This is a genomic window from Streptomyces albidus (ex Kaewkla and Franco 2022) (genome assembly GCF_013870515.1).
In the GTDB taxonomy this organism is placed as follows: Bacteria; Actinomycetota; Actinomycetes; order Streptomycetales; family Streptomycetaceae; genus Streptomyces; species Streptomyces albidus.
Genome location: NZ_JACBXA010000201.1, coordinates 1 through 11032 on the forward strand (window position 1 = coordinate 1; position 11032 = coordinate 11032).

At 71.1% G+C, this 11032-nt stretch carries 11 protein-coding genes; 9 read left to right on the top strand and 2 right to left on the bottom strand.

Translation table 11 applies throughout. The features are described from left to right. From H5J26_RS23335 to der, 8 genes are all read left to right on the top strand, one after another. Positions 1 to 1144: segregation and condensation protein A (locus H5J26_RS23335; RefSeq protein ID WP_235980981.1), on the top strand; the 1144-nt coding region annotated here is incomplete at its 5' end. Positions 1145 to 1185: 41 nt separating this feature from the next. Next, entirely contained in the window at positions 1186 to 1854 is a 669-nt protein-coding gene (gene scpB, locus H5J26_RS23340; RefSeq protein WP_235980983.1) for an SMC-Scp complex subunit ScpB, read from the top strand. Further along, positions 1854 to 3071 carry a pseudouridine synthase gene (locus tag H5J26_RS23345; RefSeq protein ID WP_181767911.1) on the top strand — a complete coding sequence of 406 codons (1218 nt, stop codon included), beginning with the start codon at positions 1854 to 1856 and terminating at the stop codon, positions 3069 to 3071. Before scpB ends, H5J26_RS23345 begins: the two co-directional genes overlap by 1 nt. Before the next feature lie 135 nt (positions 3072 to 3206). Next, a complete protein-coding gene (gene aroH / locus H5J26_RS23350) occupies positions 3207 to 3569 on the top strand; it encodes a chorismate mutase (RefSeq protein ID WP_181767912.1) in 363 nt (120 codons plus the stop codon). Then, the gene (locus tag H5J26_RS23355) at positions 3569 to 4657 is read left to right on the top strand and encodes a prephenate dehydrogenase (protein WP_181767913.1); all 1089 of its coding nucleotides are present in this window, start codon (positions 3569 to 3571) and stop codon (positions 4655 to 4657) included. The genes aroH and H5J26_RS23355 overlap by 1 nt, the downstream gene beginning before the upstream one ends. Before the next feature lie 189 nt (positions 4658 to 4846). Next, positions 4847 to 5584, top strand: a complete 738-nt coding sequence (cmk, locus tag H5J26_RS23360) for a (d)CMP kinase (protein WP_181767918.1) — start codon at positions 4847 to 4849, stop codon at positions 5582 to 5584. A gap of 50 nt (positions 5585 to 5634) precedes the next feature. Further along, complete coding sequence (locus H5J26_RS23365; RefSeq protein ID WP_181767919.1) at positions 5635 to 6237, top strand: lysophospholipid acyltransferase family protein; 603 nt, start codon at positions 5635 to 5637, stop codon at positions 6235 to 6237. 124 nt (positions 6238 to 6361) lie between these two features. Continuing rightward, positions 6362 to 7849: a ribosome biogenesis GTPase Der gene (gene der, locus H5J26_RS23370; protein ID WP_181767914.1), complete on the top strand. Its 1488-nt coding sequence runs from the start codon at positions 6362 to 6364 to the stop codon at positions 7847 to 7849. A 170-nt stretch (positions 7850 to 8019) separates the two neighbouring features. Here the strand turns inward: der and H5J26_RS23375 are convergent, their stop codons facing one another. Then, positions 8020 to 8382, bottom strand: a complete 363-nt coding sequence (locus H5J26_RS23375) for a hypothetical protein (protein WP_309238036.1) — start codon at positions 8380 to 8382, stop codon at positions 8020 to 8022. 99 nt (positions 8383 to 8481) lie between these two features. Next, positions 8482 to 9399 carry a hypothetical protein gene (locus H5J26_RS23380; protein ID WP_181767915.1) on the bottom strand — a complete coding sequence of 306 codons (918 nt, stop codon included), beginning with the start codon at positions 9397 to 9399 and terminating at the stop codon, positions 8482 to 8484. A 291-nt stretch (positions 9400 to 9690) separates the two neighbouring features. On the opposite strand from H5J26_RS23380, the gene H5J26_RS23385 reads away from it, so the two are divergent. After that, complete coding sequence (locus tag H5J26_RS23385) at positions 9691 to 10941, top strand: glycosyltransferase family 4 protein (protein ID WP_181767916.1); 1251 nt, start codon at positions 9691 to 9693, stop codon at positions 10939 to 10941. Positions 10942 to 11032 lie beyond the last annotated feature (91 nt).

Below are 11032 nucleotides of genomic sequence, written 5' to 3' on the forward strand. Positions count from 1 at the left end.
TCCCCACGGAGCCCAATCTGCACCAGGTCGCTCAGGGGGACAGCCCGCGGACGGGACGTCGCAGGAGCCAGCGCAGAACGGCGACGAGGCGGCACCGGGCGACGAAGCACCCGCAGGCGAAGCGCCGGCGGACGAGACGCCGGGGCACGAGCCACCCGCCGCCGAAGCGCCCAAGGACGAAGAGCAGCCCGACGACGGCCGCTTCAAGGTCGTGCTCGACAACTTCGAAGGCCCCTTCGACCTCCTTCTCCAGTTGATCTCCAAGCACAAGCTGGATGTGACGGAGGTCGCACTCTCCAAGGTCACCGACGAGTTCATGTCCTACATCCACGCCATGGGACCGGACTGGGACCTCGACCAGACCACCGAGTTCCTGGTCGTCGCGGCCACGCTGCTGGACCTGAAAGCCGCACGGCTGCTGCCTTCCGCCGAGGTGGAGGACGAGGCGGATCTCGCGCTGCTGGAGGCCCGGGACCTGCTCTTCGCGCGGCTGTTGCAGTACCGCGCGTACAAGGAGATCGCCGGGATCTTCGCGAGGCGCATGGCGGACGAGGCGCACCGCCACCCTCGTACCGTCGGTCTCGAGCCGCATCACGCCGAGCTGCTCCCCGAAGTGGCCATCAGCATCGGCCCGGAGGGCTTCGCCCGCCTCGCGGTGAAGGCGATGCAGCCCAAGCCGAAGCCGCAGGTGTACGTCGAGCACATCCACGCCCCGCTCGTGAGCGTGCGCGAACAGGCGGAGTTGGTGGTCGCACGACTCAGGGAGCTGGGCGAGGTCACCTTCCAGCAGCTCACGGAGGACGCACCGGACACGTTGACCGTCGTCGCGCGCTTCCTCGCGCTGCTGGAGCTCTATCGCGAACGTGCCGTGTCCCTCGACCAGGAAGAGGCGTTGGGGCTGCTCATGGTCCGCTGGAGCGGCGAGGAGGGCGCGGAACCCGTGGTGACGGACGAGTTCGACCAGGAGCCCCGCCCCCAGCAGCCGGAAGACCAGGCCGAGTCGGGGCAGGAGCCACAGCCGGACGACCGGGAGCAGCCCCGCCCTCAGCGGGAGCGGCCCCGCCCCCAGCAGCCGGAAGACCAGGCCGGGTCCGGGCAGGAGCCACAGCCGGACCCGGAGCCCCAGGAGGAGATGCAGGCATGAGCGAGGAGACGTACGAGATCCAGGACGCGCTCGAGACCGACATGGTCCGCGAGGTGCCGTCGGTGCCGGAGGACGAGCAGGACGACGCCGGCGAAGTCGAGCAACTGGAGCTCAAGCCCGCGTTGGAAGCCGTGCTGATGGTCGTCGACGAACCGGCCACCGAGGAACATCTGGCGAAGGTGCTGGGGCGGCAGCGCAGGGAGATCGCGGACGCGCTGCAGGAGTTGGCCGACGAGTACGACCGGGAGCGCCGGGGCTTCGAACTGCGATTCGTGGCCGAGGGCTGGCGTTTCTACACGCGGGCCGAATTCGCTGAAGCCGTCGAGAACTTCGTGCTCGACGGGCAGCAGGCACGTCTCACGCAGGCCGCGCTCGAGACGCTCGCCGTGGTCGCCTACCGGCAACCTGTGAGCCGTTCACGGGTCTCGGCGGTACGCGGAGTCAACTGCGACGGCGTGATGCGTACGCTGCTCCAGCGGGGACTGGTGGAGGAAGCGGGCGCGGAACCCGAGACAGGTGCGATCCTGTACAGGACGACGCATTACTTTCTGGAGCGACTCGGCCTGCGCGGCCTGGACGAGCTTCCGGAGCTGGCGCCCTTCCTCCCGGAGGCGGAGGCCGTCGAGGGGGATTCCCAGGAAGGCATGCCGTCGTTCGACGTAGACGACAGTGGCGACGAAGTCCCCGACAGAACGCAGACGGATCATTGATGCGAAGCAGTGGCAGCAACACCGGCGGTAACGGCAGGAACAAGGGCGGGGGCAGGCAGAAGAGCGGCGCGGGGCGTCCGCGGCCGGAGGAGCGCCGCTACGAGAAGGGCGAGGGGCCCGCGGCGGGCGGTTCCAAGCCGGGCGCACGCAAGGACGGGCGCGCGCAGAAGTCCGCACAGGGTGGTCCCGTGAAGGGCTCCGCGAAGAAGACCTCCGCAGGTCCGAGGAGCACCGGCCCCGGCTCGAAGAGCGCGGCCGCGAAGAAGGCAACGGCGAAGAAGACCACCGTGCGCGGCGGCGCCCCCAAGAGCGCCGCTGCGAAGGCCGCGGCCAAGAACGCGCCCCGTAAGACCGCGAAGAGCGGCGCCCCCAAGGCGCGTGCCCGCAACGCGTCGGCGCCGGCGAGGCCCCGCGAGTACGAGGCCAAGATCGAGGAGCGCAACCGCGCCCGTCACAGCAAGCCCGCGGTCAAGTCCCCCAAGACCTTCGGCGACCAGGAGGGCGAGCGTCTGCAGAAGGTGCTTGCCCGCGCGGGCATGGGCTCGCGCCGGGCGTGCGAGGAGCTCATCGAGCAGGGCCGGGTGGAGATCAACGGCGGCATCGTCGTCGAGCAGGGCGTCCGCGTGGACCCCGACAAGGACGAGCTCAAGGTCGACGGGCTGACCATCGCGTCCCAGTCGCACGTCTTCTTCGCGCTCAACAAGCCCGCGGGCGTCGTCGCGTCCATGGAGGACCCGGAGGGGCGGCAGTGCCTGGGCGACTACGTCCAGAACCGTGAGACGCGCCTCTTCCACGTCGGCCGGCTCGACACCGAGACCGAGGGGATCATCCTGCTCACCAACCACGGTGAGCTGGCACACCGCCTCACGCACCCGCGGTACGGCGTGAAGAAGACCTACCTCGCCGCCATCCAGGGCCCGATCCCGCGCGATCTCGGCAAGCGCCTCAAGGACGGCATCAAGCTGGACGACGGCTACGCCCGCGCCGACCACTTCAAGGTCGTGGAGAACACCGGCAAGAACTACCTCGTGGAGGTCTCCCTGCACGAGGGCCGCAAGCACATCGTGCGCCGCATGCTCTCCGAGGCCGGTTTCCCGGTCGACAAGCTGGTCCGCACGCGCTTCGGCCCCATCGCGCTGGGCGACCAGAAGTCCGGCTGGCTGCGCCGGATGACGAACACGGAGGTCGGGATGCTGATGGACGAGGTCGGCCTCTGAGCCTGCCGCCGCCGGCGCCCGCGACTGCTGCGGGCGCCGCCGTCTCAGTGGGCGGTCCGCCCCAACGCCTCCTCGGCGGCCGGATCTACGCTGGGCAGGGTAGGAGGCACGGCGTACAGGGAGCGGAGCAGGCACGTGGCGGTACGAGCGGTGCGGGGAGCCGTCCAGCTGGAGCGGGACGAAGCCGGTCACATGCACGAGCAGGTCTCGGCACTGATGACGAACGTGCTGGAGCGGAACGGCCTGACGGCGGACGACCTCATAAGCGTCTGGTTCACGGCCACCCCCGACCTGCACAGCGAATTCCCGGCGGCCGCCGCCCGTAAGCTCGGCATCGTGGACGTTCCGCTGATCTGCGCGCAGGAACTGGACATCGCCGGGGCCATGCCACGGGTGGTGCGGGTGCTGGCGCACGTCGAGTCGGAGCTTCCCAAGTCGGGCATCAACCACGTCTACCTCGGTGCCGCCGCCGCTCTCCGCAAGGACATCGCCCAGTAATGCGTACAGCCCTCGTCGTCGGTACGGGCCTCATCGGCACCTCCGTGGCGCTCGCCCTCGTCGGACGCGGTGTGCAGGTGCACCTGAGGGACAGCGACCCCGAGCGGGTCCGTACGGCCGCGGCACTCGGCGCGGGTACGGACAGCGACCCCGAAGGCCCCGTCGACCTCGCGGTCGTGGCCGTACCCCCGGCGCACGTGGCGCAGGTCCTGGCGGACGTGCAGCGCCGCGGTCTCGCGCGCGGCTACCTGGACGTGGCAAGCGTCAAGGGAGGTCCGCGCAGGGAGCTGCGGGAGCTGGGCGGTGACCCCGTCAGCTACCTGGGCAGCCACCCGATGTCCGGACGCGAGCAGAACGGCCCGCTCGCCGCGACCGCCGATCTCTTCGAGGGCCGGCCGTGGGTGCTCACGCCGACCGCCGAGACCGACACCGAGGTCCTCAACCTCGCTCTGGAACTGATCGCGCTGTGCGGCGCAGTCCCGGTGGTGATGGACGCCGACGCCCACGACAGGGCCGTCGCCCTCGTGTCGCACACCCCGCAGCTGCTCTCCAGCATGATCGCGGCCCGACTGGAGTCCGCCGACGAGACGGCCGTGCGCCTGTGCGGTCAGGGCATCCGCGACGTGACCCGCATCGCCGCCTCCGACCCCGCGATGTGGGTCGAGATCCTCTCCGCCAACCCGGGCCCGGTCGCGGACATCCTCGCCGACGTGGCGGGCGACCTGGACGAGGCCGTACGGGCGCTGCGCGCGCTCGACTCGGCGGACGAGGAGAAGCGGGGCGGCGGCGTCGCGGGCATCGAGGACGTGCTGCGCCGCGGCAACTCCGGCCGGGCCCGCGTGCCCGGCAAGCACGGCCAGGCTCCGGCGGCCTACCGGACGGTGGCGGTGCTGATCAGTGACCGGCCGGGGGAGCTGGCCCGGATCTTCGCCGACGCGGGCTCTGCCGGCGTCAACATCGAGGACGTCCGCATCGAGCACGCCACGGGGCAGCAGGCCGGTCATGTGCAGCTCATGGTCGACCCCGGCGCGGCCGGCGCACTGGAAGCCGCCCTGCGGGAGCGCGGCTGGTCGATCCGCCAGCAGTGACGGACTCGGCGGCGGACGCATCGACGGACGTGACGGCGAGGGTGCGCCGGGAGCCCGTCCCGGGCGGTGCTCACGGTGTGAGGGCGGCAGGAATGAGCGGTCCCTTCAGCCGGTAGCCTTGTGCCGGGGCCGTTCGGCCCACGCCTGCCCTGCCCGTGTTCGAGAAAGGTCCCATACAGCGTGTCTGCAGTGATTGTCGCCATCGACGGCCCCTCCGGCACGGGCAAGTCCAGCACCTCCAAGGCAGTCGCGTCCGCACTGGGGCTCAGCTACCTCGACACCGGCGCCCAGTACCGGGCGATCACCTGGTGGATGCTGACCAACGACGTTCCGGTGAGCGACGCGGAGGCGGTGGCCGCGGCCTCCGGCCGGCCCGAGATCGTCTCCGGCACCGACCCGGCCGCCCCCGCCATCTCCGTCGACGGGGTGGACGCCTCCGGGCCGATCCGCACCCAGGAGGTCACCGCAGCCGTCAGCGCCGTCAGCGCGGTCCCCGAGGTGCGCACGCGCATCACCGAGCTCCAGCGCTCGATCGCCGCCGATGCGGCCGGCGGCATCGTCGTCGAAGGCCGGGACATCGGTACGACCGTCCTTCCTGACGCCGATCTGAAGGTCTTCCTCACCGCCTCGCCCGAGGCCCGTGCGTCACGCCGCAGCGGGGAGCTGAAGGGCAAGGAGGCCGGCGATGTCTCGGCCACCCGCGAGGCGTTGATCAAGCGTGACGCCGCCGACTCCAGCCGCAAGACGTCCCCGCTGAAGAAGGCGGACGACGCCGTCGAGGTCGACACCACCGAACTCTCCCTGGAGCAGGTCGTCGAGTGCGTGGTCACCCTCGTGGAGAGCGCGGCCTCCGCGAAGGAGCAGCGTGAGGGGCAGGCCCCGGCGGCGGGGACGGCGAACGAGAAGGCGGGGCAGATCTCCAAGTGACATCGACCGGCTCCGTGCCCGGCGTGCGGGGGGCCGCGGCCGGGCGCCGGATGGGCGTGGGGCTGATGTACGGCCTGTGGCGGCCGCGCGTGCTGGGCGCCTGGCGGGTGCCGGCGAGCGGGCCCGCGATCCTCGCGGTCAACCACTCGCACATCCTCGACGGACCCATGCTGATGGGCACCGCCCCCCGCCCCGTGCACTTCCTCATCAAGAAGGAGGCGTTCGTCGGCCCCCTCGACCCGTTCCTTCGCGGCATCGGGCAGATCGAGGTCGACCGCGACACCACCGACCGGGGAGCGGTCCTGAGCGCTCTGGGCGTGCTCGAGCGCGGCGGAGTGCTGGGTATTTTCCCCGAAGGCACCCGCGGCGAGGGGGACTTCGCCTCGTTGCGCTCCGGCCTGGCGTACTTCGCCGTACGCTCGGGTGCGCCCGTCGTCCCGGTGGCCGTTCTGGGGAGCAACGACCGGCCCGGCCGGCTCGCGAAGGCGCTCCCGGCACTGCGCAGCCGGATCGACGTGGTCTTCGGTGACCCGTTCCACGCGGGCGACGGCAGTGGGCGCCGTACGCGCTCCGCGCTGGACGAGGCGACCGTACGCATCCAGCGGCGGCTGACGGACCACTTGGCGGACGCCCGGCGGCGCGCCTCACGATGACCCGCCCGCTCCGCCACGAGGAGCACACACCGCGCGCCGGCAGCCCGTCGGCACAGCAGCGAGCCGCAGGGACACCTCCGGCGGCAGCAGACCACCTGAACAGGAACGACGAGGACGAGACGGCATGAACGACCAGAACCAGGACGACGGCCTTCCCGGATCCGGGACCGGCCACGAGCACGGCGAGCTCGGTGACGCCGAGTTCGCCCAGTTCATGGAACTCGCCGCGGAAGAGGGCTTCGACGCAGACGAGGTCGAGGGAGCCCTGGAGGACGCCTCGCAGGGCCCGCTCCCGGTGCTCGCCGTCGTCGGGCGGCCGAACGTCGGCAAGTCGACGCTGGTGAACCGCATCCTCGGACGCCGCGAGGCCGTCGTGGAGGACCGCCCCGGCGTGACCCGGGACCGTGTCACGTACGAGGCCGAGTGGGCCGGCCGCCGGTTCAAGGTCGTCGACACCGGCGGCTGGGAGCAGGACGTCCTCGGCATGGAGGCATCCGTCGCCGCGCAGGCCGAGTTCGCGGTGGAGGCCGCGGACGCCGTCGTCTTCGTCGTGGACGCCCAGGTCGGCGCGACCGACACCGACGAGGCCGTCGTGCGGATGCTGCGCAAGGCGGGCAAGCCCGTGGTGCTCTGCGCCAACAAGGTCGACGGCCCGACGGGGGAGGCCGACGCCTCCTACCTGTGGGCACTCGGGCTGGGCGAGCCGCATCCCGTCTCGGCGCTGCACGGGCGCGGTACGGGGGACCTGCTCGACGTCGTGCTGGACGCCCTGCCCGAGGCGCCCGAACAGAGCTTCGGTGCGGGCAGGGTGGGCGGCCCGCGACGGGTCGCGCTCATCGGACGCCCGAACGTCGGCAAGTCCTCTCTGCTGAACAAGGTCGCCAAGGAGGAGCGCGTCGTCGTCAACGAGACCGCGGGCACCACCCGCGACCCCGTCGACGAGCTCATCGAACTGGCGGGCAGGACCTGGATGTTCGTCGACACGGCCGGTATCCGCCGCCGTGTGCACCTCCAGGAGGGCGCCGACTACTACGCCTCCCTGCGCACCGCCGCCGCGCTGGAGAAGGCCGAGGTCGCGGTGGTGCTGATCGACGTCACGGAGTCGATCAGCGTGCAGGACCTGCGCATCATCACCATGGCGGTCGATGCCGGGCGCGCGCTCGTCCTCGCGTACAACAAGTGGGACAACCTGGACGAGGAGCGCCGCTTCTACCTGGAACGGGAGATCGACCGGGACCTGGTGCAGGTCCGCTGGGCGCCCCGGGTGAACATCTCGGCGCGCACCGGACGTCACATGGAGAAGCTCGTGCCCGCCCTGGAGACCGCGCTGGAGGGCTGGGAGACGCGGGTGCCGACCGGGAAGCTGAACTCCTTCCTCGGCGAGATCGTCGCCGCCAACCCGCACCCGGTGCGGGGCGGCAAGCAGCCACGCATCCTCTTCGGGACGCAGGCCGGCACCAAGCCGCCCCGGTTCGTGCTCTTCGCCTCCGGCTTCCTGGAGGCGGGCTACAGGCGCTTCGTCGAGCGGCGTCTGCGCGAGGAGTTCGGCTTCGAGGGGACGCCGATCCACATCTCGGTGCGGGTGCGGGAGAAGCGCGGCAGGAAGAAGTGACCGACGGGCCTGATCAGCCCGTGATCGCGCTTTGAGGGCGCCGCGACGCCGATGCGTGCGGCGCCCTCAGCGTGCCGGGCCCTCGCGGTTCGGGATCTTCAGCGTTCGCGGCCGGACACACCGGCCGTCCCGCCTGTACGCCGGTGGGCACCGGCGTACGCGGCGCGAACTCAGTGTCCGTACGGCTGGCCGTCGTGCCGGCCGGGCGGCAGCGCGGGCGGTGTGTGCTTGCTGCGCGCCGGCAGCACCTCGTGAGGCCATTCCTCGCCGCGCCAACTGCCGTTCCCCCATTGGCCGGTGCCCGTGCCGTGCACCGTGCCGAAGCCCTCGAACCTCAGCTCCTCCTCGCCGGTCCGGTCGCCCGGCAGCGTACGGAAGAGCCGGCTGTACTCCGCGTACAGCGAGTCGTAGATGGGTGTGGCGGAACTGCCGCCCGAGGGGTTGTCGTGGCTGAGCCGCATGCCGGGGATGCCGGTGATGCGGCGCTGGTCGACGTACGGGTGATGGGCGCGGGATGGTTCATAAGGCTGCACGTCTGTGCCAACGACCGCGCCGCCCGGCGGATGCGGGGCGGCGCGGCGAATGACCTGTTCGCAGGGGTGGTGCAGGAGCGTTCGTGCGAACAGCTCGGTTCAGGACCCGGCGAGCGGCATGACGGCGGCGACCAGGACGCCCTGCGCGGCGGCCTGCACCAGCGCCTCGCGCAGCAGGTCCTCGCGGGGCTGCTGGCCGATGGTGCCCGCGGGGGCGGCGTAGACGAGCACCGTGTTGCTGGTGTTCGCGGCCGTACGCCAGCCGTCGGTGACCGGCAGGGCCTGGTGCGCCTGCCACCAGGCGGTGGGCTGCATCGAGCCGTTCATGGGCGGCTGCAGGATCGCGTGCAGCTGGCCCATGGCGACCAGCACCGACCAGCCCGTCACGGGCGCCGGCGTCTGCGTGAGGCCGGTGACCGGAAGGAAGCCCTGCTCGATGAGGAGGGGTAGGAAGTCGTCGCCTGAGGAGCCGTCCGCTCCGGGGCGGGCGATGCGCGTGGTCGGCTCGACGACGACAGCGGCGTGCAGGGTGTCCTCGATGAGGATCTGACCGCATGTGACACCCAGAACTGCCCGCTCAGGCGCTGGACTTGATGCGCCCGTCGATGCTGCCGGCCCGGGAACCGCGGCGCCTGCCGGTGCCGCGTGGTCGGCCGTCCCGTAACCGGGGGACGAGTAGGCGAAGGTGTGGGCCGGCGCGGGGGCGGCTGCGCCCGCATGGCCGGGGACGCTCGCCGCTGCGTCGGCGGTGATCGTACGCACGGCGCCCTGCACCTCCTCCTCCGAGACCTTCACGACCTGGGAAGGGACGCATGTGGCGTGCGCGAAGGCGAGTACCGCGGTCTCCTCGCCGACGAACAGGACGGTGCTGGTGCGCACTTGGCCGGTGTCGCCCGGAGTGCGGCAGGAGGTGCAGTCGTAGCTGCCCGGGGCGTTCTCGCCGGTGAGCAGCCTGCTGGTTTCATCGTCGCCGATCTCGGCGCGTACGTCGTCGCTGACATCGAGGATGGGGGACACGGGGGCTCCGCTCCTGGCGTTCGGTTCTTGTCCGTATGAACAACGGGCGATCCGTGGTCCCGGTCACGCGTGAACCGTTGCGGAATCCGACCGATGGCGAACCGGTCGTGATCGGAAGACTGCTCAACCGGTGTAGTGGGCAGTTAGGTTCCAGGATCTGCCTCACGATGTCAGAACTCTTCTGGAACAACCACGTGATAGCGCCCAACCATCACCGTTCCCACCCGGTCTAGCCAACAGCACGCGGGCAGTAGGGGACTGAACGCGACGAAAGCGTGGGGGTCGGGGCAATTGCACATCTCGTTTCTGATCAACAGCGGGTACGGCATGGGGGGAACCATCCGCACCACTTACAACCTGGCGCGGACACTTGCCGAACATCACGACGTGGAGGTCGTCTCGGTCTTCCGTTACCGGGACAGGCCGTTCTTCGATCCCGGACCGGGCGTACGGCTGAGGTCGCTGGTCGACATGCGTCGGGACAGTGCGGGCTACGAGGGCGCAGAGCCCGAACACGCCCTGCCCGCCCGCGTGTTCCCGCGCAGCGACGGCAGGCACCCGCAGTACAGCGCCCTCACCGACCGCCGCATCGGCGAGCACCTGGCCACCACCGCGGCGGACATCGTCATCGGCACCAGACCGGGGCTCAACGCGCACATCGCACGCCAGACCCGGCGGGGACCCGCACGCCTGGGACAGGAACACCTCACGCTGTCCACGCACTCGGCGCGGCTGAAGCTCATGCTGCGTGACACCTATCCGCGGCTGGACGCGGTCACCACGGTCACCGAGGCTGACGCGCGCGACTACCGCAGCGTCCTCCGGCTGCCCGGCGTGCGCGTCGAGGCGCTGCCCAACAGCGTGCCCGAGCCGGACGTCACGCCCTCCGACGGCACCGGCAAGTGGGTCGTCGCGGCCGGGCGGCTCGCCCCCGCCAAGCGCTACGACGTGCTGATACGCGCCTTCGGCCGTGCCGTGGCCGAGCGGCCCGACTGGGGGCTGCGCATCTACGGCAGCGGACGCGAGTACGGCAGACTGCGCGCCCTCATCGACGAACTCGGCCTCTACAACCACGTCTTCCTCATGGGCCCGGCGCATCCCATCGAGGCCGAGTGGGCCAAGGGGTCCATAGGCGCCGTCACTTCGAGCTTGGAGTCCTTCGGGATGACCATCGTCGAAGCGATGCGCTGCGGACTCCCGGTGGTGGCCACCGACTGCCCGCACGGGCCCGGGGAGATCATCCGCCACGGGGTGGACGGCCTCCTCGCGCCCACGGGCGATGTGAGTGCCGTTTCCGCGGCGCTGCTGCGCCTGATGAACGACGACGCTCTGCGGCAGCGGATGAGGCAGGCCGCACTCGTCTCCTCGGCCCGGTTCGACCCGGCCCATGTGGGGGCGCGCTACGAGGAGTTGATGACGGATCTGGTCAACCGCCGCGGCGGTGCCCTGCATCGGGCACGGGGAGCGCTGCTCGGCGGCGCCTACGCGGCCAAGGACGCGTTGATGGGCAGGGACTTCGCGCTGCAAGGAGGACGGGCATGACCACCCACGCCACCGGCTCACTGAGGCCGACAGGGAACGCCGCTCCCGGCGGGATCAGGGGGAGCGGCGTGAGCGCCACCCCGGCCGCGGT